Consider the following 25,922-nt stretch of genomic DNA (forward strand, 5'->3'; position numbering starts at 1 on the left):
TTCAACGCTGTTTGACAGCTTTTGTCCTGGGTGCGGGGTGCCGGCCAAGGTGAAAGGTCATCTCGATCACGAGGAGATCGATACCTATTCACGGACGAACGCCGACCTAGCTGAGAAGTCGGTCGCGAAGAAGAAGCGAAATGTGGTCGAGGTGACGAAGGAGAACTTCAAGAGCGTGGAAGAAAAGCCTGTCACACTCTACTCGCCAAACCTTTATCGGAAAGGTCCGCGTATCTTCGTGGTGACTCCCTACCATAAGGAGTCAATGGCCTACCTCCGGCGTTGCCACGAAAGCGTGGTGTCCCAGCAGGTCGAGGCCAGGGTGACCCATGTCATGGTGGCAGACGGGCATGCCCGGCCTGAGATCGATCAGTGGGAAGTCATCCATATCCGTCTTCCGAAGGAGCATGGCGACAACGGCAACACACCGCGGGGAGTTGGGGCCCTCGTCGCGCAGTCGAATGAGGCGGAGTTCATCGCCTTTCTGGACGCCGACAATTGGTACAATCCTGACCACCTGACCAGCATGCTGGAGATGCACCGGCAGACGAACGCGGACGTACTGTGCAGCTTGCGCCACTTTTACGATCCTGAAGGGAAACTGCTTTCCCTTTATGAGATCGACGAGAATGAAGGGCGACACGTCGATACCAGCTGCCTCATGCTCCACAAGCCCGTCTTCGATCTGAACACGATGTGGACGAGGATGCCGAAAGTGCTTTCTCCCTGGTGCGATCGGATTTTCTTCTCCGGGATCCAGCATCGACGCATAATCCGCGCCTATACCAACCAGCGAAGTGTGTCTTTCACAACCCTTTATCAGAATCACTATGTCGCGCTTGGGCTTCCCATCCCCGAGAACGCAAAAACGCCGCCTGAGCAGGACATGCTGACGTATCTGCAGTCGGTCGAGGGTGTGCGGGACACGGTGCAGCAGCTGGGCTTCTGGCCGCTGGCGGTCTGACTGGACAGACAAGTCGGCCCGGGTGCGCGATGGACCCGGGCCGTCGTCTGCGGATTTTGCTCGTCGTTATTCGGCGGCCTGGGCAAGGTAGGCGACCGGGTCGTAGTTAAGGATCGGCCCGAGCCACCGCTCCACCGCCGCGACATCCATGCCCTTGCGTCGGGCATAGTCTTCGACTTGATCGCGCTCGACCTTGGCGACGCCGAAATAGTGAGCGTCCGGGTGGGCTAGGTAGAGGCCGGAGACCGACGAGCCGGGCCACATGGCGTAGGACTCCGTGAGCTTCACGCCGATTCGACGCTCGGCCTTCAGCAGGTCGAACAGAGTCACCTTCTCAGTATGGTCGGGCTGGGCCGGGTAACCCGGCGCCGGGCGGATGCCGGCGTAGGGCTCGCCGGTTAAATCGGCGGGGGTAAAGGTCTCGTCCGGCGCGTAGCCCCAGAACTCCCGGCGGACCCGTTCGTGCATCCGCTCGGCGAAAGCCTCGGCGATCCGATCGGCCAAGGCCTTGACCAGGATCGCCCCGTAATCATCGTTGGCCCGTTCGAACCGCTCGGCGATGCGGACCTCCTCCAAGCCCGCCGTCACCACGAAGGCACCGACATAGTCCGCGATGCCCGTCTCCGCCGGGGCGACGAAGTCGGACAGGCAGAGGTTCGGGCGCCCGTCCCGCTTCGAAAGTTGCTGGCGCAGGCCGTGGAAGGTGGCGAGGCGCTCGCTGCGGGACTCGCCGGTCCAGAGGGCGATGTCGTCACCGACGCTGTTGGCCGGCCAGAAGCCGAGGACGGCTTTCGGATTGAACCAGCGCTCCTCGACGATTTTCTTCAGCATCTCCTGGGCGTCCTCGTAGAGGGCGCGCGCGGCCGGGCCCTGCTCCGGGTCGTCGAGGATCGCCGGGAAGCGGCCCTTGAACTCGTAAGTCTGCAGGAACGGGGTCCAGTCGATGTAGGGCACAAGGTCCGCGACCTCGTAGGAGCCGAAGACCCGGGCGTCGGTGAAGCTCGGCTTCTTCGGCGCGTAGGATGACCAGTCGACTTTGAAGGCGTTGGCCCGGGCCTTGGCGAGCGGCAGCCGCAGTTTGTCGGCCTCGCCGCGGGCATGAGCCTGCGCCACCTTGGCGTACTCGGCCTTCACCTTCTCGATGGTGGCCGTCCGCGTCTCCTTGGAAATCAGGCTCGACACGACGCCGACCGCCCGGCTCGCATCCGTCACGTAGATCGCCTGCCCGCGCTCGTAGGCGGGGTGGATCTTCACTGCGGTGTGGACGCGGCTCGTCGTGGCACCGCCGATGAGCAGCGGCACGTCGAAGCCCTCACGCTCCATCTCCCCGGCGACGTGGACCATCTCGTCGAGGGAGGGGGTGATGAGGCCCGACAGGCCGACGATGTCCACCTTCTCGCGCTTGGCCGTTTCCAGGATCTTGGCGGCCGGGACCATCACGCCGAGATCGATGATCTCGTAGTTGTTGCAGGCCAGCACAACGCCGACGATGTTCTTGCCGATATCGTGGACGTCGCCCTTCACGGTCGCCATCAGCACCTTGCCGGCCGCTTCGCGCTTCTGGCCCTCCTTCTCGGCCTCCATGTAGGGCTCGAGATAGGCCACCGCCTGCTTCATCACGCGAGCGGACTTTACCACCTGCGGCAGGAACATCTTGCCGGCGCCGAACAGGTCGCCGACGACGTTCATCCCGGCCATGAGGGGGCCTTCGATCACGTCGAGGGGGCGCTTGGACCCGGCGCGGGCCTCCTCCGTATCGGCGACGATGTACTCCGTGATGCCGTTCACGAGCGCATGCTCGATGCGCTTGGCGACGGGGGCCTCGCGCCAGGAGAGATCGGCCGTCCGCGCCTGCGCGGAGGCGCCGGTCTTGAAGCGCTCGGCTGCCTCCAGCAGGCGTTCGGTGGAATCGTCGCGGCGGTTGAGGACGACGTCCTCGCACAACTCCCTGAGCTCGGCGGGGATCTCGTCGTAGACGGCGAGCTGCCCGGCATTGACGATGCCCATGTCCATCCCGGCTTGGATGCAGTGGTACAGGAAGACCGCATGCATCGCCTCGCGCACCGGCTCGTTCCCGCGGAAGGCGAAGGAGAGGTTCGAGACGCCGCCGGAAATGTGGGCGTGGGGCAAGGTCTCGCGGATGGTCCGGGTCGCCTTGATGAAGGCGACGCCATAGCCGTTGTGCTCTTCGATGCCCGTGGCGACGGCAAAGATGTTCGGATCAAAGATGATATCTTCCGGGGGGAAGCCGATCTGCTCGGTGATGAGCTTGTACGCCCTGGTGCAGATCTCGACCTTGCGCTCGTAGGTGTCGGCTTGGCCCTGCTCGTCGAACGCCATCACCACCACGGCGGCGCCGTAGGAGCGGCAGACCTTGGCGGCCTCGATGAACTTGTCCTCGCCCTCCTTCATGGAGATCGAGTTCACGATGGCCTTGCCCTGGATGCACTTGAGCCCGGCCTCGATCACCTCGAACTTGGAGGAATCGACCATCACCGGGACCCGGGCGATATCGGGCTCGGCGGCGACGAGGTTGAGAAACTCGACCATCGCCTTCTGCGAATCGAGCAGGCCTTCGTCCATGTTGACGTCGATCACCTGGGCGCCCGCCGCGACCTGATCGCGGGCGACGTCGAGGGCGGCGGCGTAGTCGCCGCTGGTGATGAGCTTCCTGAACTTGGCCGAGCCGGTGACGTTCGTGCGCTCGCCGACGTTCACGAAGGGAATCTCCTTCGTGAACACGAAGGGCTCCAGGCCCGACAGGCGCATGAGCCGGGGGATCTCGGGGATCTGCCGCGGCGCCTTGTCGGCGACGGCCTCGGCGATGGCGCGGATGTGGTCCGGCGTGGTGCCGCAGCAGCCGCCGACCATGTTCACCAAGCCGGCTTCCGCGAACTCGCCGACGAGCTTGCCCATGGCCTCCGGGCTCTCGTCGTAGAGGCCGAACTCGTTGGGCAGGCCGGCATTGGGGTAGGCGCAGACCAAGGTGTCGCAGAGCCGCGACAGCTCGGCGATGTGGCCGCGCATCTCGCGGGCACCGAGGGCGCAGTTCAAGCCGAAGGTCAGCGGGTCGGAATGGCGGAGCGCGTTCCAGAAGGCGGCGGGCGTCTGGCCGGAGAGCGTGCGGCCGGACAGGTCGGTGATGGTGCCCGAGATCTGGATCGGCAGCCGAACCCCGGTCTCGTCGAAGGCCTGCCACGCGGCGGCCACGGCGGCCTTGGCGTTGAGGGTATCGAAGATCGTCTCGATCAGGATGAGTTCCGCCCCGCCCGCGATGAGGCCGCGAACCTGCTCGACATAGGCGGCCTTCACCTGGTCGAAGGTCACGGCCCGGTAGCCCGGGTTGTTCACGTCTGGCGAGATCGAGAGGGTCCGGTTCGTCGGTCCGATGGCGCCGGCCACGAAGCGGCGGCGGCCGTCCTTCTGCTCCGCGAGCTGGGCGGCCTCGCGGGCGAGGCGGGCGCCCTGCTCGTTCAAGTCGTGGACGATCGACTCCATGCCGTAATCGGCCTGGGCGATGGTCGTGCCGGAGAAGGTGTTGGTTTCGCAGACATCCGCCCCGGCCAGGAAGTAGTCGAGGTGGATCTGACGGATGGCATCGGGCTGGGTCAGAATCAGAAGGTCGTTGTTGCCCTTCTGATCGTGCCCGTGGTCCTTGAAGCGGTCGCCGCGGAAATCCTCCTCCGAGAACTTGAGGCGCTGGATCACGGTGCCCATCGCCCCGTCGAGGACGAGGATTTTTTCGGATGCCCGGTCCCGCAGGGCCTTGGCGATCGCGGTGCCGTCGACGGGGGCGAAATCGGTCATCGTCAGTCCTTGCAGACTACCTCGTCCTGAGGTGCCGAAGCGGAGCGAAGGCCTCGAAGGGCCTCCAGTAAGCTGTGCGATCCCTGAAGCCCTCCTTCGAGGCCCGCTGGGCGGGCGCCTCAGGATGAGGGCTCAGGTGGGAGGTGCGGTGTCAGGCGGCCTTGGCTGCGGCAATCTTCGGTGCCTGCGCCCGCAGCCCGAGCAAATGGCAGATGGCGTAGACGAGATCGGAGCGGTTCATCGAGTAGAAGTGGAAATCGTTGATCCCCTCGTCCACGAGGTCGAGCACCTGCTCGGCGGCCACTGCCGCGGCCACGAGGCGCCTCGTCTCCACGTCTTCGTCGAGACCTTCGAACCGGGCCGCGAGCCAATAGGGCACCGAGGCGCCGGTGCGCCGGGCGAAGTTCGCGGCCTGCTTGAAGTTCTGGACCGGCAGGATGCCCGGCAGGATCGGGATGGTGATCCCGGCCGCCCTCACCTTGTCGAGGTAGCGCAGGTAGACTTCGTTATCGAAGAAGAACTGCGTGATGGCCTGATCGGCGCCGGCATCGACCTTCGCCTTGAGGGCATCGATGTCGGCCTCCAGGCTCGCCGCCTCCGGGTGCTTCTCGGGGTAGGCCGAGACCGAGACCTGGAAGTCGCCGATGCGCTTGATGCCGGCCACGAGGTCCGCCGTTGAAGCGTAGCCGCCGGGATGCGGGCGATAGGCATGGCCGACGCCCTCCGGCGGGTCGCCCCGGAGGGCTACGACGTGGCGAACGCCGGCATCCCAGTAGGATTGCACCACCGCGTCGATCTCTTCCCGCGTGGCATCCACGCAAGTGAGGTGGGCGGCGGGCTTGAGTGTGGTCTCCCGGACCATCCGCGCCACGGTGTTGTGGGTGCGCTCGCGGGTGGAGCCGCCCGCGCCGTAGGTGACGGAGACGAACTTCGGCTGGAGCGGTGCGAGGCGCTCGATGGATGACCAGAGCACCTTTTCCATCTCCTCGCTCTTGGGCGGGAAGAATTCGATGGAGACCCGGATGGGGTGATAGCCGTCTCGGCTGGCGCGTTGGGGGCGACGCATGACTTTCGTTTCTCCTCGTCCTCAAGATCCGACGGTTCGGACGACTGACCCGTTCAACCTGTTTCCGCCCGGCCATGCCCGCCGGGCGATCTTCGATGTCGTTACGCCACCGCCCTGCCGGCAGGAGGCCGAGTGGGCCAGGCCGCGCCATCGGCGAGCCCTGCCCCCTCCCCTTTGCCCTGCGCCAGCCAGAGCGTGACCGTCAGCTGGCCGGAGGTCGTCGGCGCCAGATCCCTGGCCGCGACGGCGGGCAAACCGGCTTCGCCCAGCCACCCGGCGATCTGCTCCGTCGAGAAGCCGAGCCGGCGGTGCGCCTGAGCGGTACGCAGGAATTCGAGATCGTGCGGAGCGAAATCCACTACGAGGAGGCGACCACCCGGCGCCACGAGACGCGCGGCCGCCTTCAAGGCGCGGCCAGGATCATCGAGGTAATGCAGAACCTGATGCACGATGACGAGGTCGAACCCAGCCCGGGCGAAGGGTGGGGCGTGAATGTCGCCCTGCCGCAACTCTACCCGGGAGAGGCCCTGCCGCTCCAGGTTCGCGCGGGCGACCGACAGCATCGCGTGACTCGAGTCGAGCCCGACCGCCCTCGCCGCCAGGGGGGCCAGCAGCCCGAGCATCCGCCCGGTGCCGGTGCCCAGATCGAGGAGGCTGCCGATCGGCCGCGTTCCGAGGGCCTCGATGACCGCAGCCTCCACCACGGGCTCCGGCACGTGCAGGGAGCGCAACTCGTCCCATTTCGGCGCGAGCCGGGCGAAGAAGGTCTGTGCCGTGTCGGCCCGTTGAGCGCGTACCGCATCGAGCCGCGCCCGATCCTCCGACAGGGGGGGCGCCGACCGATCGAGGCCCGCCAGCAGCGGATCCGCCAGCCCGGCCCGGTTCTCCGCAAGGCGGAAGAAGGCCCAGGCGCCCTCCCGGTGGCGCTCCACCAGCCCCGCCTCGACCAGAAGCTTCAGGTGTCGCGAGATGCGCGGCTGCGACTGTCCCAGGATATCGGTGAGGTCCGAGACCGACAGTTCCCCTTCGGCAAGGAGGGCGAGGATTCGTAGGCGCGTTTCCTCCGCCGCGGCGCGCAGGACGGCCAGGGCTTCCGGAAAGGGGACCGACCCCGCTTCATGCCGGCTATCGCTAGACATAAAGATATCTTTATATGCCGTAGGCAGGCGGCGCAAGTGCGAAATGCACGCGCCTCACCGTCTTCCGCTTGGGGCCGCGCCGGGGTCCGACCTCACGATACCAAGTTCCCCTGCCCCCGCCTCCGCTGGAACTGGCCGCGGCGGCGTGCTCTTCTCTAGAGTATTGAGACGACCCTGTGAGGCCGCTTCGTGTTTGGTATCTTCCGTACCCTGGGCCTTGCCCTGGGCCTCCTCGGTGGCGCGATCGCGGCGCAGGCTCCTGAGTTCGCCCAGCAATATGCCCAGCGACTTGGCGGTGCGGTGGACGAACTGCGCCGTCAGATCGATACCCTCGAGTCGGATGCCCGGGCGAACGGGACGACCCGCGACAACGCGGTCGAGAGGCTTCGCACCAGCCCGGATGGGCTGGTGGCGCGCAGGGGCGAGGCGGCCCAGGCGGATATCGCCCGGCTCGCCCGCCTGTCGGCGCAGCGGCAGGCCCTGACCGAGGCAACGAGCCCTCTCGGGCGGACCGTGGCGGTGATCCGCAACCCGGATACCGCCATCGCCCAGGCGACCCTCCATGATTATCAGCCGGCCGTGCCGACGACGGCGGATGGGATCACCGCCGGACTCGTCGGGTTTCTCGCTGCCTGGGGCGGCTGGCGGGTTCTGACCGACCTCGGCCGACGGGCTGCCCGGCGGCGGCCGCGGCGGGAGGCGACGGTGGCGTGATCGTCCCCGCCCCTGCGAACCCACCGGTTCGTCGGCACGGGCAGATGTGAGCGGGGGCGGGGTGTTGCCCGGCGTCTACAGCCCTGTGCCCGCCCCTTGCTTATCGAGCCGGGATCCGTTCCATCCGGATCGGGAAAGGCGCACCATGCCACGCGCGTCGACACAGACCATCGATCCAGCCCTCGACGCCGCCGCCCTGCTCCGGCGGGTGGGCTTCTTCGGGCTGTTCGTCGTCCTCCCCGTCCTGGCGCAGGTCGCCCGCCGCGCGGCGGTGATCCTTGCGCCCATCGCCGTCGTCCTGCTGCTCATCGCCGGCGGGATCGACCGCCGGCAACGCCCCATGGCTCCCGCGATGCGGCGGCTTCTGACTGCTCCCGCCTTCCTGGCGGGCGCCCTGGTCATCCTGTGGTCGGCCCTGTCCCTGGCCTGGACGCCCTTCCTCGGTCCGGCCGGCGAAAGGCTCGCCAACCTCGTGGGGACCATCGCCCTCGGCCTCGTCGCCTATCTCGTCCTCCCGGACCGGATGCGCTCCGCCAACCTCTACCTGCTTCCGCTGGGCGTGACGGCGGGCGCCATCGTGGCGATCGTCCTCGGCATCTTCGGCGCACGGATGGCGCCGGGGGCCGAGGAGGATGGCGCGTTGGATCGTGGTCTGATCCTGTTGATTCTGCTCCTGTGGCCCGCCCTGGCGTGGCTCCGCTCCCGCCGCCGGGACCGTGAGGCCCTCGTGGTCGCCCTCCTGGTGGCCGCGGCCCTGACCGTCCAGCCGGACGCGACGCAGATCGCGGCCCTGGCCGTCGGTGCTGTCGCCTACGCCATTACCAGCGTCCGCCCCAAGCGCGGCGTGGCCCTGACCGCCCTGGTAAGCGCGATCCTGCTTGCCGCAGCGCCGATCCTACCGTTCCTGGCCCGGCCCGTCGCCTCGGCCTTGTTCGGGCCTCTGAGCCCCGCCGCCCTGTCTCTCAAGAGCTGGCAGCGGGTGGTGACGAGCGAACCCGTGCGCCTCGTCACCGGACACGGCCTGGAGACGGCCCTGCGTGGGCGCCTCGTGGGGCTCGTGCCGGTCAATGCGCCGACCACCGCCCTGTTCGAATTCTGGTACGAGCTCGGCATCGTCGGCGCCTTCGCCGCGGCCTTTGCCCTGTATGCTGCCGTCCGTCGGGCCGGCCGGGACGCCCCGGCCCTCGTCCCGGGCGCCATGGCCTGTTTCGCCAGCGCCTTTGCCATCGCTTGTCTGGGTATCGGCCTCACGACCGTGTGGTGGCTGGCGACCCTCGCCATCGCGGTGATGATCTTCATCGCGGTGGAGCGCGGTCAATTCCGGACCAGCCGCCCGAAGGTGGCACGCCTGCGCCGCCTCAGGGAGGATGGGGCGGCCGGTCCCATCGCAGGGTGACACTGCGGCCCGGAGGCACGCGCCGCGACGGAACCGGCCTGCTGACCGTTAGTTGAGCACACGCAGGGAGACGTAGGTCGTCCCCCGCATGCCGAGCGCCCGGGCCGAGCCCTTGGACAGGTCGATGATGCGGCCGCGGACGAACGGCCCCCGATCGTTGATCCGGACGACGACCGAACGGCCGGTGACGCGGTTCTCGACCCTGACGCGGGTGCCGAAAGGCAGCGTGCGATGCGCTGCGGTCAGCCCGTACGGGTTGTAGTGCTCACCGTTCGCCGTGCGATGTCCGCTGCCGTACCAGGAGGCCTTGCCGCTTTGGGCGGCGGCGGGAGAGACGGCGCCGGGGACGGCAGCCAGCATTCCGAGGACGACGGCGATTTGACCGAAACCAACCTTCATTGTTCCGCGCATTCCCTTGTTGTTAGCGGGGCGGCGCCAGTCGTTTCGGAAGCGGGCGACAATAAGGCACTGAGGATAGCGATTTCGCTGTCATAAAACTGCCGCATTCGAGCTGAACGCAACGATTACATGTGATGAAGCGCCGCTAGATTTGCGGCTCAAATAAAAATTACTTGCGATGAATGCTGCGTAAGTATCGGGATAGATTGCGCCGTCGGTGCCAAGCGGCTGCGAATATGCGATGATTATCCTAGTCCTGCGCTCGGCGAGGGGCAGCGTCCCGCTCAGCCGGACGCTGGCGCATGGTCTCGTCTGCCGGGCGCGGGTGTTCGCGAAGGAGGCTCGGGGATCGGGCGCGGGGTCGTCGGGTCAGAACGGGACGCCTTTTTGCCGACAGGCTGAACGCGGTTTTTACCGTAGCCGACGCATGGTCAGCCGGTCAGTCGCGTAACCGGTGTGTCTCATGGCTTCCCAGCGTACCGTGGCAGCCGACGCCATCGCCCGGAATCAGGTCTCGCGTGCCGGGCGGCCCGCGTCGGCGCCACGGATGGGTCTCTCCACCCAACCGTCGCCTCTCAGGTCCAGGGGTGTCCCGTCTGGACTGTCCGGCGGCCTGCCCCTCGACACGGTCCTTGAGGGCGATTGCATCGCCGCCATGAACGCCCTGCCCGCGTCGAGTGTCGACTGCGTGTTCGCGGACCCGCCGTACAATCTCCAGCTGGGAGATGCCGGCCTGCTGCGTCCCGATCAGAGCCGCGTCGACGCCGTCGACGACGACTGGGACAAGTTCGCGAGCTTCCCCGCCTACGACGCCTTCACCCGCGAATGGCTTGCCGCCGCCCGCCGGATCATGAAGCCGAACGCGACCCTCTGGGTGATCGGTTCCTATCACAACATCTTCCGGGTCGGCAGCGCTCTTCAGGATCTGGGTTACTGGATCCTCAACGACATCGTCTGGCGCAAGGCCAACCCGATGCCGAACTTCCGCGGGAAGCGCTTCACCAATGCGCATGAGACGCTGATCTGGGCGTCCCGTTCCGCGGACTCCAAGGGCTATACCTTCCACTACGATGCGCTGAAGGGGGGCAACGAGGATCTCCAGATGCGCTCCGACTGGTTCATCCCCCTCTGCACGGGGGACGAGCGCCTGAAGGACGAGGACGGACGGAAGGTCCATCCGACGCAGAAGCCCGAGGCCCTCCTCGCCCGGACCCTTCTCGCCGCCACCAATCCCGGCGACGTGGTGCTCGACCCCTTCTTCGGCACCGGGACCACGGGGGCCGTGGCCAAGCGTCTCGGGCGCCGCTTCATCGGCATCGAGCGCGATCCCGGCTATGCGGCCGCGGCGCGGGAGCGGATCGCGGGCGTGGAGACCCTGTCGCAGGCGTCGCTCCTCGTGGCGCCGACCAAGCGCGCCGAGCCGCGGGTGCCCTTCCTGTCGGTGATCGAAGCCGGCCTCGTCCAGGCCGGCGAGACCCTGACCGACGAGCGCGGTCGCTACCGGGCCACGGTCCGGCCCGACGGGCAGCTCGACAACGGGCTGGTCATCGGCTCGATCCACAAGATCGGCGCCCTCGTGCAGGGGTTGCCGGCCTGCAACGGCTGGACCTTCTGGCACGCCGAGCGCGGCGGCCGGCGGCTGTGCATCGATGCGTTCCGCAGCGAGATCCGCGCCGGGATGGGCGCGGCCTGATCCGCTCCCTCGCCGTCTCCGCTTCGTGCAACGACGGCGAGTGGCACCCTCACCCTTTCCTCGGGCCGCCCTTCCGCGGCGGTGCGGCGGCGATGGGGCGGCGGGACAGCACCTTCGGCACAGGCGCCCGGCGGGGCGGCGGCTCGGCCGGCGGCGGTGTCGCGAGATCCGGCTCGGGGGGCTGCGCCGGTGCGGGCGGCGGGGCGAGCTTCTGCTCCAGGGCGTGGGCCAGCACCTTCTTCATGGCGCCGGGCAGGGGTTCGTCCGCCATGCCGGCGGGCGTGGTGAAGCGCATCCCGTCCGGGGCGGGCGTGTCCGCCGCAACCCGTGCGGAAAACACCGTCAGCTCCAGGGGAAAATGGGTGAAGACGTGCCGCACGAGGCCCGGCAGGCGTTTCCAGCGGGCGTCGAGGGGGGCGTCGAGGAGGGCCTGGGCGACGTCGTAATCCGGCCGCCACTCGCTCGTCGGCGGTTCGGCCATGGCACCGAGCAGACCCGTGGGCGGCCGGGTGCGGAGCAGGACCGCCCCATCCCCGGCCCGCTGGACGACGAAGGCCGCTCCGCGCCGCAGGGCGCCGGCCTCCCGTTTCAGTTTGCGCGGGAAGGTCTCCTGGGTGCCCTCCCGCCGGGCCTGGCACGGCAGCATCCACGGGCAGAGGGCGCAGGCCGGGCGCTTCGGCGTGCACAGGGTGGCGCCGAGATCCATGACGGCCTGGGCGAAATCCCCGGGCCGCTCCTGCGGCACCAGCGATTCGGCGAGGCCGCGCAGGGCCGGGCGTGCGGCGGGCAGGGGCTGCTCCACGGCGAAGAGCCTTGAGACGACGCGCTCGACGTTGCCGTCCACCGCCGCCGCCGGACGATCGAAGGCGATCGCCGCGATGGCGCCGGCCGTGTAGGCGCCGATGCCGGGGAGCTTGCGCAGGCCCTCGACCGTGTCGGGGAAGGCGCCGGACGCCGCCACGGCCTTCGCGCAGGCGTGCAGGTTGCGCGCGCGGGAGTAATAGCCGAGGCCCGCCCAGGCGCTCATCACCGTTTCCTCCGGCGCGGCGGCCAGGGCCGACACGTCCGGGAAGCGCTCGAGGAAGCGGGCGAAATACGGCTTCACCGCAGCGACGGTTGTCTGCTGCAGCATGATCTCCGAGAGCCAGACCCGGTAGGGATCGGGCACGGTCCCGGGCAGGGCGCGCCAGGGAAGGGCCCGGCGGTGACGGTCGTACCAGACCAGCAGGTCGGCAGCGTCCGGCCACGGATCCGGCCTTGAGTGTGACGCCGCGGGCGTTACCATGACGCCGCCTTAACCGGTTTTTCGCGCCGACGGGAGAAGGTTTCTGGCGACCGGACACGACTGACCCGATGGCACGACCGAAACCCCTGGCCGAGTTGATCGATGCCTGCATTGGTCCGGCCTTCGCCGCGCAGGGCTTCGCCTCGACGGACATCCTGGCCGCCTGGCCGGAGATCGTCGGCGAGCGGCTGGCCCGATTCTGTCGTCCCGCCAAGCTCGAATGGCCCCGCCGCCGCCGATCCGCCGAGGACGGAGGCGGCCCGGAGCCGGGGACGCTCGTCGTGCGGGTGGAAGGTGTCTTCGCCCTCGAGCTGCAGCACCTCGCGCCGGTCGTGGTCCAGCGCATCAACGCCCATTACGGTTGGGCCTGCGTCGGCAAGATCGTGCTCAAGCAGGATCGCGTCGGACAGCGCGGCACCGTGGGCGCCGCCCGCGGGATCGATCCGGCCCGCCGCGGGGAGGTCGCGAAGGCGGTGGCCGGCATCGAGGATGCGCCCCTCCGGGACGCCCTCGACCGACTCGGCATCGCCGCCGTCGCCACCGCGGGGGCGCCCTCCCCCGCTCCGGGCAAGCCGAAGCGCTGAAACAGCGCCGTCGCGCCGCCTTGCCAGCCCCTCCGCCGCCGGATACCCGGTTGTGCGAACGAAGAACGCCAGCTGGCGGGAGGCATGACGCCATGACCACGCGACGCGACGCTTTGAAGCTCACCGGCCTCGTCACCGCGGGCCTCGCCCTGCCGAGCTTTGCCGGCTCCGCCTTCGCGGACTCGATCGACACCGCGGCCCTGATGCAGGCCGGACCCCTCGGCGACGTCTGGCTGGGACCGGCGGACGCCAAGTGCACGATCATCGAATACGCCTCGATGACCTGCCCGCACTGCGCGAAGTTCCATAAGGAAACATGGCCCGAACTGCGCAAGCGCTACGTCGATACGGGCAAGGTCCGTTTCACCCTGCGCGAGTTCCCCCTCGATCCCCTCGCCACCGCCGGTTTCATGCTGGCCCGCTGCGAGGGCGATAACATGTACTATCCGATCACCGACCTGCTCTTCGACCAGCAGGCCGGCTGGGCGTTCACCCAGAAGCCGGTGGACAATCTCGAGCAGATGCTCAAGCAAGCCGGCTACACGAAGGACAAGTTCGAGGCCTGCCTGAAGAACGAAAAGATCTATGCCGGCATCAACGCCGTGAAGCAGCGGGCGCTCGACGTCTTCAAGGTCGATTCGACGCCGACCTTCTTCATCAACGGCACCCGCTACACCGGCGAGATGACCCTCGATGCGATGGAAAAGGTCATCAAGCCGATCATCGGCGCCTGAGTACAACGCCGCGACAGGTGCGTGAAATCCAGCGGCGCCAAACGCCGCCGGAACGTCTATTCCATTAATGATTACAATGAGTTGCGACGATGTGCGGTCGCCTTGACACCCAAGGTAGGCGAAACTATGGTGCGCCCCGCTTGAGGGGGGCTTCCAGCACATTCCGGATCCACCAGTCCCAAGGGTTTGAGCCGTGAACGGCGACGACGCGAAGGACGGAAACGGGAAGGCAGGGCAGCCGCCGGAGGGCGACCTCTCCGCGAGGCTCAGGCGTCTCGAAGCTCAGATTGAACGGAAGCGGCCGCAGGTTGCTCCCGACACATCTGCGCGGCCTCGTGACACTAGCCGCACCCCGCTCGGGCAGGCGATGACGCTCTCCACGGAGTTCGTCGCCGGTGTGATCGCGGGGGGCATCCTCGGCTGGATCGTCGATCATGTCTTCGGGACGAAACCCTGGGGACTGATCGTTCTCCTGCTGCTCGGATGCGTGGCAGGCTTCTATAACGTGATGCGGGCCTCCGGGTTCGCCGGCTCGCGCCCCGGGCGGCGCGACAAGGCGGATCCCTGAGGCGGCCCCGACGGACGGGGCAGGGCCAAAAGGCCCGGAGAGAGACAAGAAGGGCGGGAGCGGGCATGGCGGTCACGATCGACCCGATCGAACAGTTCGAGCTGAAGTCCCTCGTGCCGCTCGGCCATATTGGCCATCAGCAGCTCGCGTTCACCCAGTCGGCGCTGTACATGTTCGCCGCCGTGGCGGTGATCGCGCTGATCACCATCGTTGCGACCTCGTCGCGCGCGATCGTGCCGGGCCGGATGCAGTCCCTGGCCGAGGTCTTCTACGAATTCATCGAGGACACGCTGCACCAGGCGACCGGCGACGGCGGCAAGCGCTTCATGCCGCTGGTCTTCTCGCTCTTCATGTTCGTGCTGATCCTGAACCTGTTCGGCATGATTCCCTACGCCTTCGCGGTGACCAGCCACCTCATCATCACCTTCGGCCTCGCCGCTTTGGTGATCAGCGTGGTGGTGGGCTACGGCGTGTACAAGCACGGCGCCCATTTCTTCGGCCTGTTCGTGCCGTCGGGCGTGCCGAAGCCGCTGCTGGCCATCCTCGTGCCGATCGAAGTAATCTCCTTCATCTCGCGGCCGATCAGCCTGTCCGTTCGTCTGTTCGCGAACATGCTCGCCGGCCACATCGCGATGAAGATCTTCGCCTTCTTCGTGGTTCAGCTTCTTCTCGCCGGGGCCTGGAGCGTGCTATCGCCCCTGCCGCTGTTCCTGACGATCGCCCTGACCGCCCTCGAATTCCTCGTGGCGGCCCTTCAGGCCTACGTCTTCGCGACGCTCACGGCGATCTACCTGAACGACGCCCTTCACCCCGGCCACTGACCGGCCGGCTTTCCCCGCCGCGAACGTCGCGTACGTTTCTCGAGAAAGACCTCAGGAGATATCATGGATCCCGTCGCTGCGAAGTACATCGGCGCCGGCCTCGCCTGCCTCGGCATGGCGGGAGCGGGCATCGGCCTCGGCAACCTGTTCGGTCAGTTCCTTGCCGGCGCCCTTCGCAACCCGTCCGCTGCCGACGGCCAGCGCGCCACCCTGCTCCTGGGCTTCGCCCTCACCGAGGCGCTCGGCATCTTCTCGCTGCTGATCGCGCTGCTGCTGCTGTTCGCCGTTTGATTGGCCCCCGCCGGGGCCGAGAGGCCCCGGCACCGGCGGCGCCCCGGTGCCGCCTTCCCACGGGAGGGTGACGCTCGGCGTCGTCCTCCTCGTCCGGCGCCTTCCGGCGCCCCCCGACGGTGTTTTCTCGGACCGGTTTGATGGCGCAGCCGAACTCCCTCACGACGCCGCCTCCGGGCGCCGACACCCAGATCGTGCCGGGCCATACCGAGCACACGGAAGCGCATACCGGCGCCTTCCCGCCCTTCGAGACTTCGGGCTTCCTCGCCCAGATCGTCTGGTTGGCCCTGGCCTTCGGGCTGCTCTACTACCTCATGGACAAGGTCGCCCTGCCGCGGCTCCGGGGGATCCTCCACAATCGTGCCGAGCGGCTCCGCGCCGATCTCGACCAGGCGCAGGCGATGAAGTCCCAGGCCGATGCCGCCGGCGTCGCCTACGAGACCTCCCTCCGCGATGCCCAGAACAAGGCCCGCGACATCGCGCAGGCCACCCGCAACGACCTGAACGCCGAGGCCGAAGCCAAGCGCAAGGCCCTCGAGGCGGAGCTGAATACCAAGCTCGCAGCGTCCGAAGCCACCATCCGCGCCCGCACCGAGGTGGCGATGGGCAACGTCCGGACCATCGCCGGCGAGACTGCCTCCGCCATCGTCGAGCGGCTGACCGGCCAGGTTCCGGATCAGGCGAGCCTCAACCGGGCGCTCGACGCCACGGCCCACTGACGGAAGACCGCCATGTTGCTCGAAGCCGAATTCTGGGTCGCCGTCGCGTTCGTCATCTTCATCGCCATCGCGTGGAAGGTCGGTGGCCTGAGCGCAATGACGAAGGGGCTGGACAACCGCGCCAACCGCATCCGCCATGAGCTCGACGAGGCCAAGCGCCTCCGCGAAGAGGCCGCCGCCGTGCTGGCCGATTACAAGCGCCGTCAGGTCGAGGCTGAGAAGGAGGCGCAGGCCATCGTGGCGAGCGCCCGGGAGGAGGCCCAGCGGGCCGCCGACGAGGGCCAGCGCAAGCTCAACGAGTTCCTCGCCCGCCGGACGAAGGCCGCCGACACCAAGATCGCCCAGGCCGAGGCTCAGGCCGAAGCGCAGGTCCGCGCAGCGGCGGCCGAAGCCGCGGTGCGCGTCTCTGAGACGATCCTCCGGGAGCGACTCCAGGGTGATGCCGCCCAGGGGCTCATCCGTTCGAGCCTCGGCGAGATCCGCACCCGCCTCCGCGCCTGATAACGGCTGCTAGAGCTTCGGCGGCGCCCTCGATGGCGGGGTCTATCCCACGCCGCTGAAGGGATCTGCCCTGTAGACCACCCGACTTTCGGAAAGCCGCCCCTCCGGGCGGCCTTTTCGCGCCTGGTCCCCTGAACGCCGGTCCCGCGGGGGGCGTTGGCGGGTTCGGGACTCGGAGGCAGCATGTCGGACAAGACGCGGGTTGTGATCGTCGGCGGAGGCGTGGCCGGCATGGAGGTGGCCACGGGCCTGGGGCGTGCGGGCAGTGCCGATGTGGTTCTGGCCGATCGCGGCCTGTCCCATGTCTGGAAGCCGATGCTCCACACCTTCGCCGCGGGCACCGCCCGGCCCGACCGCCAGAAGGTGGATTACTTCGCGCAGGCCAAGCGCAACCGATTCCGGTTCCAGCCCGGTACCCTCGTCGCCGTAGACCGGGTGGCGCGCACGGTCTCGCTGGTGGTGGAGGAGGCGGAGACCAAGCCCCCCGTTCAGCTGGCCTACGACCTGCTGATCCTCGCCATCGGAAGCCGCGCCAACGATTTCGGCACGCCGGGTGTCGCCGAGCATTGCCTCACCATCGACGACCTGACGGAGGCGGAGGGCTTTCACGCCGCCCTGCGCCGGCACCTTCTCCGGGCCCTCCGCGGGCAGGACGGATTGTCCGTCGCCATCGTCGGCGGCGGAGCCACCGGCGTCGAGCTGGCGGCCGAATTGAAACACGCGATCGACCTCCTCGCGCGCTACGGCTCGCCGGACCTTCCGCGTCACCTTCGCCTCGTCCTGTTGGAGAGCGGCCCGCGGCTTCTCCCCGCTTTCCCGGAGCGCGTCTCCGCGGCGGCGACCCGGACCCTCGGGGATCTCGGGGTGGAGGTGCGGACCGGGGCCATGGTCACGGGCGCGAACCCCGCGGGTTTCGCCCTGAAGGATGGGGGGCGGATCGATGCGGTGCTGAAGGTCTGGGCGGCGGGCGTGAAGGCGCCGGACGTCCTGTCGGGGATCGAGGGGCTCGAACGGTCCCGCACCGGGGGCCTCGTCGTCGGCCCTGACCTGCGCACCACCAAGGACCCAGCGATCCTGGCGCTCGGGGATTGCGCCAGCCTCACTGACCCGACATTGGAGCGGCCCGTGCCGGCGACGGCTCAGGCCGCCCACCAGCAGGCCGGGCATCTCGTGCCGGCCCTCCGGCGCATCCTGGCCGCCGGCACCCCTGAGGCGTCGCTGCCGCCGTTCCACTACCGGGATCGGGGCGCCCTCGTCTCGCTTGCGGATTTCAACGGGTGGGGGACCCTCGGGCGATATACCTTCGGTGGCGGCCGCCTCAACGGCCTCTCTGCCCGTCTGGCGCACGATCTCCTGTATCGCCAGCACCAGTTCGGATTGTTCGGCCCGGGCCTCGCCCTCGCCACTTGGGCCGCCGACGAACTCGACCGGATGGTCAGTCCGCCGGTCCGGCTCGATTGAACGGATCAATCGGGCCGTTCGCCCTCGACCTCGCGGGTCTCCTCGACCTCCGGGGCGACCTGTCCGTAATTGAGCACGGCTACAAGGGCGACGCCGCCGAACAGGTTGCCGAGGAGGGTGGGTACGAAGAACCGCCCGACATACTCGCCCATCGTCGCCGCGCCGGTCACGACGAGGTAGAAAGCCTCCACCGACCCGGCGACCACATGGGCGAGGCTGCACAGGGAGACGAGCCACGTCATCAACATGATGATGAACGGGGCTGCGCTGCCCGTCGCGGGCAGGAACCAAACCATGAGGGCGATCATCCAGCCCGCGAAGATCGCCTTGACGAAGGTCGCCGCGAATTCGTGGGCGATGGCATCGTGGCTGATCTCGGCGAAGGCCTTCTGCACCGCCGGCTCGAACGCGCCGGCATGGGCGATGAGGGTGGAGATCGCGAGCGTGCCGAGGAGGTTGCCGCACAGGACGATGGTCCACAGGCGCAGCACCCGCCACGTCGTCTTCACGGACCGGTCGTGCAACAGCGGCAGGACCGGGGTGATGGTGTTCTCCGTGAAGAGCTGCTGCCGTCCGAGCACCACCACGAGGAACCCCACGGCGTAGCCCATGGAGGTGATGACCTTGCTCCAGTCCGCATCTGGCAGGTGGGACTTCAGCACGCCCGGCACGATCAATGAGAGCGCGATGCTCAGTCCGGCGGCGAAGGCCGAGAGGAACAGCGCCCCTCCGTGCCGGCGCAGTTCCTCGTCTCCGCCAAGGCGGATCGCCTCATGGAGCACGTAGGCATCCGGCCGGGCGATCTCGTCCACCGTCTTGAGCAGTTCGTGGCGCCGCGCCTTCCGGTCCGACGTGTGGCGATTGGACATACGCTCCGCTCCGCTCGATGGCTGGGTCAGGCCGAGAGGCGCTTCACCAGCGCCTCGACCTCGGCGACGGCCCCGGCCAGGGCCGCGCCGTCGCGGCTGCGGACGACGATACGGTTGCGGAACCCCTCCGGCGTCATCATAGGGTAGGACCCGATGGACACGGCGGCGTGGTTCTTGGCGATCGCCCCCAGCTCGCCGGCATAGGTGCCTTCTGGGATACCCCGGGCCTCGATGGTCTCGGACAGCATCGCCGCCCCGCCCTTCAGGGTCGGCCCCACGGCATCGAGCATCGCCTGCATGATGGCCGGGACGCCGGCCATGACCATCACGTTGCCGATCCGGAAGCCCGGCGCCTTCGAGATCGGGTTGGCGATCAGGTCCGCTCCGAAGGGGATCCGCGCCATGCGCAACCGCGCCTCGTTCAGGTCCTCCGGCTTGTGCCGCTCCAGCAGCATCGCGCGGGCGCGTTCGTCGATGTCGATTCCGACACCGAAGGCTTTGGCCACGCAATCGGCGGTGATGTCGTCGTGGGTTGGCCCGATGCCGCCGGTGGTGAACAGGTACGTGTAGCGGGCGCGCAGGGCGTTCACCGCCTCCACGATCATGTCTGCCTCGTCGGGCACGATGCGCACTTCGCGAAGGTCGATCCCGGCGGCGGTCAAGTAATCGGCAATGGTGCCGATGTTCTTGTCCTTGGTCCGCCCCGAAAGAATTTCGTCACCGATGACGAGGATGGCGGCGGTAATCGTGTCGGGCGTGGCGTTCATCGGACCTGTCGTCGTGGGAGATTACGGTGCAGATAGCGCACTGCGGTTTCTCCGCCACGTTTCCTCCCCTGGTCTTTTCCGAGCGATCCCCATGCTATGGCCCTCGCCCCTCTCGGAGGGGCGGCTCCTGCGCCGGTACAAGCGCTTCCTCGCCGATATCGAGACGCCTGCGGGGGTCGAGACCGTCCACTGCCCCAATCCCGGGGCGATGATGGGCCTGCTCGCGCCCGGTAGCCGGGTTCTCATGTCCCACTCGGCCAATCCGGCGCGAAAGCTGCCGCTGACCTGGGAACTGGTCGAAGCGGATCTGCCCAGCGGGCCGCAGTGGGTTGGCATCAACACCGTGCGACCCAACGGCCTCGTGGCGGAGGCGTTTCGCGCCGGCCTGATCGCGCCGCTTGCCGGCTACGAGGCTTTGCGGCCGGAGGTGCGCTACGCCAAGGCGAGCCGGGTCGATTTCGTGGCGAGCGGCCCGGCGGGTCCGTGCCATGTCGAGGTCAAGAACTGCCATCTGATGCGCCGGGCCGGACTTGCCGAGTTCCCGGATTGCACCGCCGCCCGGAGCGCCCGGCACATGCGAGATCTTGCGGACGTGGTTGCCGCCGGCGGGAGGGCGCTGGTGGTGATCGTAGTTCAGATGCAGGCCGGGGCCTTCGACGTCGCCCGCGATATCGATCCGGCCTTCGACCGTGCTTTTCGCGATGCGCGGGCCGCAGGCGTCGAGACCCGGGCCTACCGCTGTGATGTCGGGCCGGCGGGCGTCACCATCGCGGGGGAGATCCCCATCGTGACGCCGGAGTGACTTTTTCGAGCCCGGCGCGCCACTCAACCAATTCGTGGGGGGCACCCCTTCCTGACGGGTCGCGCTGCCCTGGATTGCTTCGCTTCGCTCACAATGATGGGCGGGGCGTTAACTCCGGTGGTCACGCCCGCTCAAACATCAGGTTGAGGCGCGAGGGTGGCAGTTCCCGGTAGCCGTGCTCCTTGAGGAGCTTCGGCAGGTCGAGCTGCCACTGGCCGGTGCCGTTCTCGATGAGGAGGAGGCGCGGCAAGAGGCTTTCGGGCGCCTCCCGCAGGAAGGGTTCGAGGATCAGGTCCTCGGCGCCCTCCACATCGAGCTTGATCGCATCGACGCGGGTCAGACCCTCGCTGTCCAAGAGGTCGATCAGCGTGACGGCGGGCACGGTGATCTGCGCGCCCTCGTTGGTGCCGACGATCCTCAGGCTCGATTCGCCGCGGTTGCGGGGATCGATGAACAGGGTCAGCTCACCGGTCTTGTCGGCCACCGCGCAGGCGACGGCCTTGACCGTGTGGAACGGGTTCTGGGCGATGTTGTAGCTGAGGCGCTCGAATACGTCCTTCTGGGGCTCGACGGCGACGATGCGTGCCCGCGGCCCGGCGAAGGCGGCCACGAACAGGGCGTAGGCGCCGATATTGGCGCCGATATCGAGGAAGACGCAGTCCTCGGGCAGCCGCTCCTTCAACAGGGCCCGTTCCTGCGGGTCGAAGAATTGCGGCGTGAACAGCACCTTCTTCTCGCAGTTGTTGTTGTAGGGGTGCAGCCGCATCCGTGCCCCGTAGCGGGTCACGTCGAGGGGTTTGCCACCGAGCATCGAAATGGCGATGCGACGCAGCATCAGGGCGAGGCGCCGCCCGAACCAGTTCTCCGAGCCGATGCTGTTCGTGCGCCGGGTGATCGCGGCGACGAGGCCGGCCGGCGCGTAAGTCCCGTAGGGTCGTGAATCGCTCATAGCGCGGGGGTGATGCCAGCAGGGCGGCTTTGTCGCAAGCGCGCGTTGTCCGGCGGGGCCGTGGCCGGTAAGCCGGACCCCGTTTTTGCGGGATGGGTGCGGGGATGGACAGTTTCGATTCCGACGGCGTGCGGATCGCCTATATCGACGTGCCGCCGGCCTCGGGGCAGGGCGACGCGATCCTTCTCATCCACGGCTTCGCCTCGAACCATGCGGTCAACTGGGTCAACACCCAGTGGGTGCGGGCCCTGAGCCAGGCCGGTTACCGGACCGTGGCCCTGGACAATCGCGGCCACGGGGAGAGCGAGAAGCTCTACGATCCGGAAGCTTATTCCTCCGAGGCGATGGCTTCCGACGCGGTCCGGCTGCTCGACCATCTCGGGATCGAGTGCGCCCATGTGATGGGCTACTCGATGGGCGCACGGATCACGGCACACATCGCCCTCGACCACGCCGCCCGGGTGCGCTCGGCACTGATCGGCGGGCTCGGGATGCACCTCGTCGAGGGCCGCGGCCTGCCCTCGGGCATTGCCGAGGCCCTGGAGGCGCCCCCCGGCACCCCCGCCCCGAACCCCACGGCGGCGGCCTTCCGCACCTTCGCCGAGCAGACCCGCAGCGATCTGCGGGCGCTCGCGGCCTGCATGCGCGGCACCCGGCAGACCCTCAGCCGGAGCGAATTGGCGCAGATCGAGGTGCCGGTGCTCGTCTCTGTCGGCACCCTCGATACCGTGGCGGGGTCCGGCCCAGCCCTGGCGGCCCTGATGCCGGACGCCCGGTCCCTGGAGATCGAGGGGAAGGATCACTCCACCGCGGTGGGCGCCAAGCCGCACCGGGACGGCGTGCTGGCATTCCTGGCGGCGCAGCCCTGACGGGGTGAGCAGAAGGCGGCGTCAGGTCTTCAGCCGGTAGCCCGTGCGGAAGATGTACGTCACCAGCCCGAGGCAGATCACCAGGAATAGGCCGGTCATGGCGAGGCTCACGCCGATGCTGACGTCGGCGGAGCCGAAGAAGGCCCAGCGGAAGCCGCTGATCAGGTAGACGACCGGGTTGGCGAGGCTCAAGGCGTGCCAGAACGGCGGCAGCATGCTGACGGAATAGAAGCTGCCCCCGAGGAAGGTGAGCGGCGTCACCACCAGCAGCGGCACAAGCTGCAACTTCTCGAACCCGTCCGCCCATAGGCCGATGACGAAGCCGAAAAGGCTGAACGTCGTCGCCGTCAGCAGGAGGAAGGCGATCATCCAGAGCGGGTGGTCGATCCTCAGGGGCACGAACAGGGCCGAGGTCGCCAAAATGATCAGGCCGATCAGGATCGACTTCGACGCCGCCGCGCCGACATAGCCGAGCACCACCTCGGCCGGCGAGATCGGCGCCGAGAGGATCTCGTAGATCGTGCCCGCGAAGCGCGGGAAGTAGATGCCGAACGACGCGTTGGCGATGCTCTGCGTCAGCAGCGAGAGCATGATCAGGCCCGGCACGATGAAGAGCCCGTAGGGCACCCCGTCCACCGCCGAGACCCGGGAGCCGATGGCCGCGCCGAACACCACGAAGTAGAGCGTCGTGGAGATGACCGGGGCGAGGATGCTCTGCCCGGCGGTGCGCCAGAAGCGGCTCATCTCGAAGCGGTAGATCGCCCGGACTGCGGGCCAGTTCATGCCGCCCATCACGCCGCCTCCCCACGCACCAGACCGACGAAGATATCTTCCAGCGAGCTCTGCTCCGTCCGCAGGTCGCTGAACCGGATGCCCGCATCGGAGAGGGCGGTGAGCAGGCCGGTGATCCCCGTCCGCTCGGCCTTGGTGTCGTAGGTGTAGACCAGTTCCCTGCCCTGCCCTGCCAGGGCGAGCCCGAAATGCGCCAGTCCCTGCGGCACCGCCTCGAGGGGGGCCTGCAGCTGAAGCGTCAGGCGCTTCCGCCCGAGCTGGTGCATCAGCGCAGCCTTCTCCTCGACGAGGATGATCTGCCCGCCCCGGATCACCCCGATCCGGTCGGCCATCTCCTCGGCCTCTTCGATGTAGTGGGTGGTGAGGATGACCGTGACGCCCTGGTCACGCAGCTCTCGCACGAGGCGCCACATGTCCTGGCGCAGTTCCACGTCGACGCCCGCCGTCGGCTCGTCGAGGAACAGGACCCGCGGCTCGTGGGACAGGGCCTTGGCGATCAAGACCCGCCGCTTCATCCCGCCCGAGAGGGTCATGAGCCGGTTGGAGCGCTTGTCCCAGAGGGACAGGGCCTGCAGCACGTGCTCGATATGCGCCGGATCGGGCTTCATGCCGAACAGCCCCCGGGAGAAACTCACGGTGTTCCACACGGTCTCGAACGCGTCCGTGGTCAGTTCCTGCGGCACCAGACCGATCGACCGCCGTGCCGCCCTGTAATCCGCGGCGATGTCATGGCCATCCACCGTCACCTTGCCGGAACTCGGCGTGACGATCCCGCAGACGATATTGATGAGCGTGGATTTCCCCGCCCCGTTGGGGCCGAGCAACGCGAAGATCTCCCCCCGCTCGATGGCGAGGTTCACCCCCTTCAGGGCGCTGAACCCCGAAGCGTAGGTCTTCGAAAGGTCCGTAATGGAAATGATGGGCATCGGGCGAGGGCGGCCTCCGGGTGCCGGCCTATACCACCGCCGGCCTCCGCGCTCACCGCACTCCGGGTGTGCAGGCACACGCCGGGGATGCCACCTACTTCTGCGCGAAAGCCTGGAGCACCTGCAGGCAGAACTCGCGGATCTGCGGATCCCGGATCCGCCCGAAGGCGCTGAGCATAGCCGCACACTCGGCGCTGGACGGCCCCTCGACCTCATCCACCGAGAGCTTGCAGGTGAAGGCGGCGACCGGCACGTCGAGGGCGCACGCGATCTGGTTGAGCAAGCGGGCGCGTTCGACCGATCCGGTTCCCGTTTGCAGTTGAATGAGGCCGCCCGCGTCACTCATGGTGCCGTCCACTCGCTCGATCGGTCCGTTCTCCATCCGCGTCTTCCCGCGGCGTGGTCACCATTGTCGAATGATATGTAGATCTCCGCAAGATACCTTGCCAGATCCAGCCCGATCCCCGAAATCCAATTGTATTAATTATCGGATTGTCGCGTGGCATTTTGTATAATTATCGGTATCCGTTCATGCATGTCTTAGCATCGCGGCTGAGGTGCGCTCTTAGCTGCGACGATCGAGGATCAATTACAACCCGGACTAGGAGAACGCCTCAGCCTCATCATTCCGCCTGGAACGGCTTAGGCGTGCCCGACGGTCTCGGCGGTCGGTGCTGCCCTTGGGCGCCCGCTCCGCTCCGGAGGCCGCGGCTTGGCGCGATATAGTTAGCAATAACACCCGTGAGTTGCGGCCGTGTTAAGCTTTCGTCAATCATCCTGAAGAGAATCCATCGATTGATGGCTAACGGAGCGTGAAAAGACTCGCGAAGGAACCGTTAATGCTGGCATTCTTCAAGGGTCAGCAGCACCGGAAAAGCCGATGAGCGCCCGCCTCGAAGACCTGAAGTTCCTCTTCACGCTCAGCGCCGTCGTGCTGTTCGGCAGCGGCCTCGACATCATCCTGCGGTAGGGCCTCAGGCGGCCGCACGCTCCACCTGCCGGAGGGTTTCCAGGGCCCGGTTCAGGGCCGTGCGGGCAGCGACGCTGTCTTGGACGACGGCAGAGGGCGCCGGATCCACCACGACGCGCCGGGGCGCACGATGCGCCGTGCCGATACGGATCCCGCCAGCTGCAGCGGCATTGCCGGTGAGCAGCAGCCCCCGGAGTTCGGCTGCCCGGGCCCGTCGTTCCGCGCGCAGGCGGATCATCCCAATGACGAGACCGACGAGCCCCGCCGATTCCAATACCAGCGCGACGGCGTATCCCAGCCCCATCACGTGTCCCGCGCATCCATTCCGGCCAAGCCGAGACAGTGTCGGGATATGGTTAGCGAAAGCTTAAATTCGGCACGCCGCACCGACCTTCGCCAGGGGCTTAGCTACCACATGTCGAGGGCAACGCGGGCCTCGTCTGACATGCGGCTCTGGTCCCACGGGGGATCGAACACCATCGCCACCGTGCAGGATTGCACCCCCGGCACCGCGGAGACCGCATTCTCGACCCAGCCCGGCATCTCCCCGGCCACCGGGCAGCCGGGGGCGGTGAGGGTCATGTCGATGGCGACCTTCCGGTCGTCGTCGATATCGACCTTGTAGATCAGGCCGAGCTCGTAGATGTCGGCCGGGATTTCCGGGTCGTACACGGTCTTGAGGGCCGCGACGATGTCGTCGGTCAGGCGGTCCATCTCCGCCGGCGGGATCGCCGAGGCGCCTTCGACGGCGGGCGTGTTGCTGCCCCCGGTGATGGTGGCGTCGGTGCTCATCGGTCTCACCCTTTTCCCCGCCGCGTCAGGTCGCGGCCGGACCA

27 protein-coding genes are annotated in these 25,922 nt (G+C 67.8%); 14 read left to right on the forward strand and 13 right to left on the reverse strand.

Going from position 1 to position 25,922, the window contains the following annotated elements:
* A partial coding sequence (locus tag MFF22_RS11855; RefSeq protein WP_238249173.1) for a glycosyltransferase occupies positions 1–964 on the forward strand: 964 nt, incomplete at its 5' end.
* A gap of 66 nt (positions 965–1,030) precedes the next feature.
* Here the strand turns inward: MFF22_RS11855 and metH are convergent.
* The 3 genes from metH to MFF22_RS11870 form a co-directional block, all read right to left on the reverse strand.
* Positions 1,031–4,771 (reverse strand): methionine synthase, encoded by a 3,741-nt coding sequence (gene metH / locus MFF22_RS11860; protein WP_238249174.1) that lies wholly within the window; start codon positions 4,769–4,771, stop codon positions 1,031–1,033.
* A gap of 151 nt (positions 4,772–4,922) precedes the next feature.
* A complete protein-coding gene (gene metF / locus MFF22_RS11865; RefSeq protein WP_238249175.1) occupies positions 4,923–5,837 on the reverse strand; it encodes a methylenetetrahydrofolate reductase [NAD(P)H] in 915 nt (304 codons plus the stop codon).
* 101 nt (positions 5,838–5,938) lie between these two features.
* On the reverse strand, positions 5,939–6,976 hold the full coding sequence (locus MFF22_RS11870; RefSeq protein WP_238249176.1) for an ArsR/SmtB family transcription factor: 1,038 nt from the start codon (positions 6,974–6,976) through the stop codon (positions 5,939–5,941).
* A 189-nt stretch (positions 6,977–7,165) separates the two neighbouring features.
* On the opposite strand from MFF22_RS11870, the gene MFF22_RS11875 reads away from it, so the two are divergent.
* Positions 7,166–7,690, forward strand: a complete 525-nt coding sequence (locus tag MFF22_RS11875) for a DUF2937 family protein (RefSeq protein WP_238249177.1) — start codon at positions 7,166–7,168, stop codon at positions 7,688–7,690.
* Positions 7,691–7,835: 145 nt separating this feature from the next.
* Positions 7,836–9,086, forward strand: coding sequence for a peptide ABC transporter permease (locus MFF22_RS11880; RefSeq protein WP_238249178.1), 1,251 nt, complete (start codon positions 7,836–7,838; stop codon positions 9,084–9,086).
* A gap of 48 nt (positions 9,087–9,134) precedes the next feature.
* On the opposite strand, the gene MFF22_RS11885 is transcribed toward MFF22_RS11880, so the two are convergent.
* Positions 9,135–9,485: a septal ring lytic transglycosylase RlpA family protein gene (locus MFF22_RS11885; protein WP_238249179.1), complete on the reverse strand. Its 351-nt coding sequence runs from the start codon at positions 9,483–9,485 to the stop codon at positions 9,135–9,137.
* A 463-nt stretch (positions 9,486–9,948) separates the two neighbouring features.
* Between MFF22_RS11885 and MFF22_RS11890 the strand changes: the two genes are divergently transcribed.
* On the forward strand, positions 9,949–11,178 hold the full coding sequence (locus MFF22_RS11890) for a site-specific DNA-methyltransferase (RefSeq protein ID WP_283206171.1): 1,230 nt from the start codon (positions 9,949–9,951) through the stop codon (positions 11,176–11,178).
* A gap of 49 nt (positions 11,179–11,227) precedes the next feature.
* Here the strand turns inward: MFF22_RS11890 and mutY are convergent, their stop codons facing one another.
* Entirely contained in the window at positions 11,228–12,463 is a 1,236-nt protein-coding gene (gene mutY, locus MFF22_RS11895) for an A/G-specific adenine glycosylase (RefSeq protein WP_238249180.1), read from the reverse strand.
* A 68-nt stretch (positions 12,464–12,531) separates the two neighbouring features.
* On the opposite strand from mutY, the gene MFF22_RS11900 reads away from it, so the two are divergent.
* From MFF22_RS11900 to MFF22_RS11935, 8 genes are all read left to right on the forward strand, one after another.
* Positions 12,532–13,047 (forward strand): DUF721 domain-containing protein, encoded by a 516-nt coding sequence (locus MFF22_RS11900; RefSeq protein ID WP_238249181.1) that lies wholly within the window; start codon positions 12,532–12,534, stop codon positions 13,045–13,047.
* Between the two features lie 92 nt (positions 13,048–13,139).
* A complete protein-coding gene (locus MFF22_RS11905) occupies positions 13,140–13,781 on the forward strand; it encodes a DsbA family protein (protein WP_238249182.1) in 642 nt (213 codons plus the stop codon).
* Positions 13,782–13,974: 193 nt separating this feature from the next.
* Positions 13,975–14,349, forward strand: coding sequence for an AtpZ/AtpI family protein (locus MFF22_RS11910; RefSeq protein WP_238249183.1), 375 nt, complete (start codon positions 13,975–13,977; stop codon positions 14,347–14,349).
* A gap of 65 nt (positions 14,350–14,414) precedes the next feature.
* Positions 14,415–15,170 (forward strand): F0F1 ATP synthase subunit A, encoded by a 756-nt coding sequence (locus MFF22_RS11915; RefSeq protein WP_238249184.1) that lies wholly within the window; start codon positions 14,415–14,417, stop codon positions 15,168–15,170.
* A 63-nt stretch (positions 15,171–15,233) separates the two neighbouring features.
* Positions 15,234–15,461 carry a F0F1 ATP synthase subunit C gene (locus MFF22_RS11920; protein WP_007566773.1) on the forward strand — a complete coding sequence of 76 codons (228 nt, stop codon included), beginning with the start codon at positions 15,234–15,236 and terminating at the stop codon, positions 15,459–15,461.
* Positions 15,462–15,601: 140 nt separating this feature from the next.
* Positions 15,602–16,180: a F0F1 ATP synthase subunit B family protein gene (locus MFF22_RS11925; RefSeq protein ID WP_238249185.1), complete on the forward strand. Its 579-nt coding sequence runs from the start codon at positions 15,602–15,604 to the stop codon at positions 16,178–16,180.
* A 15-nt stretch (positions 16,181–16,195) separates the two neighbouring features.
* Positions 16,196–16,681 (forward strand): F0F1 ATP synthase subunit B family protein, encoded by a 486-nt coding sequence (locus tag MFF22_RS11930; protein WP_238249344.1) that lies wholly within the window; start codon positions 16,196–16,198, stop codon positions 16,679–16,681.
* A gap of 183 nt (positions 16,682–16,864) precedes the next feature.
* Positions 16,865–18,142, forward strand: a complete 1,278-nt coding sequence (locus tag MFF22_RS11935; protein WP_238249186.1) for an NAD(P)/FAD-dependent oxidoreductase — start codon at positions 16,865–16,867, stop codon at positions 18,140–18,142.
* Positions 18,143–18,147: 5 nt separating this feature from the next.
* Here the strand turns inward: MFF22_RS11935 and MFF22_RS11940 are convergent, their stop codons facing one another.
* On the reverse strand, positions 18,148–19,011 hold the full coding sequence (locus MFF22_RS11940; RefSeq protein ID WP_238249187.1) for a formate/nitrite transporter family protein: 864 nt from the start codon (positions 19,009–19,011) through the stop codon (positions 18,148–18,150).
* Between the two features lie 26 nt (positions 19,012–19,037).
* A complete protein-coding gene (locus MFF22_RS11945; protein WP_238249188.1) occupies positions 19,038–19,778 on the reverse strand; it encodes a competence/damage-inducible protein A in 741 nt (246 codons plus the stop codon).
* A 91-nt stretch (positions 19,779–19,869) separates the two neighbouring features.
* Here MFF22_RS11945 and sfsA point away from each other — a divergent pair, with 91 nt between their 5' ends.
* A complete protein-coding gene (gene sfsA / locus MFF22_RS11950) occupies positions 19,870–20,580 on the forward strand; it encodes a DNA/RNA nuclease SfsA (RefSeq protein ID WP_238249189.1) in 711 nt (236 codons plus the stop codon).
* Between the two features lie 121 nt (positions 20,581–20,701).
* Here the strand turns inward: sfsA and MFF22_RS11955 are convergent, their stop codons facing one another.
* On the reverse strand, positions 20,702–21,529 hold the full coding sequence (locus MFF22_RS11955) for an FkbM family methyltransferase (protein ID WP_238249190.1): 828 nt from the start codon (positions 21,527–21,529) through the stop codon (positions 20,702–20,704).
* Positions 21,530–21,633: 104 nt separating this feature from the next.
* On the opposite strand from MFF22_RS11955, the gene MFF22_RS11960 reads away from it, so the two are divergent.
* Positions 21,634–22,398 carry an alpha/beta fold hydrolase gene (locus MFF22_RS11960; RefSeq protein WP_238249191.1) on the forward strand — a complete coding sequence of 255 codons (765 nt, stop codon included), beginning with the start codon at positions 21,634–21,636 and terminating at the stop codon, positions 22,396–22,398.
* Positions 22,399–22,419: 21 nt separating this feature from the next.
* On the opposite strand, the gene MFF22_RS11965 is transcribed toward MFF22_RS11960, so the two are convergent.
* The 5 genes from MFF22_RS11965 to MFF22_RS11985 form a co-directional block, all read right to left on the reverse strand.
* On the reverse strand, positions 22,420–23,181 hold the full coding sequence (locus tag MFF22_RS11965; RefSeq protein WP_238249192.1) for an ABC transporter permease: 762 nt from the start codon (positions 23,179–23,181) through the stop codon (positions 22,420–22,422).
* A gap of 8 nt (positions 23,182–23,189) precedes the next feature.
* Positions 23,190–24,116, reverse strand: coding sequence for an ABC transporter ATP-binding protein (locus MFF22_RS11970; protein WP_238249193.1), 927 nt, complete (start codon positions 24,114–24,116; stop codon positions 23,190–23,192).
* A gap of 94 nt (positions 24,117–24,210) precedes the next feature.
* Positions 24,211–24,498, reverse strand: coding sequence for a hypothetical protein (locus MFF22_RS11975; RefSeq protein WP_238249194.1), 288 nt, complete (start codon positions 24,496–24,498; stop codon positions 24,211–24,213).
* Between the two features lie 592 nt (positions 24,499–25,090).
* Positions 25,091–25,390 (reverse strand): hypothetical protein, encoded by a 300-nt coding sequence (locus MFF22_RS11980; RefSeq protein WP_238249195.1) that lies wholly within the window; start codon positions 25,388–25,390, stop codon positions 25,091–25,093.
* A gap of 104 nt (positions 25,391–25,494) precedes the next feature.
* On the reverse strand, positions 25,495–25,878 hold the full coding sequence (locus MFF22_RS11985) for an SUF system Fe-S cluster assembly protein (RefSeq protein ID WP_238249196.1): 384 nt from the start codon (positions 25,876–25,878) through the stop codon (positions 25,495–25,497).
* Between the last annotated feature and the right edge of the window lie 44 nt (positions 25,879–25,922).

It is taken from the genome of Methylobacterium persicinum (assembly GCF_022179525.1).
Classification (GTDB): domain Bacteria; phylum Pseudomonadota; class Alphaproteobacteria; order Rhizobiales; family Beijerinckiaceae; genus Methylobacterium; species Methylobacterium persicinum.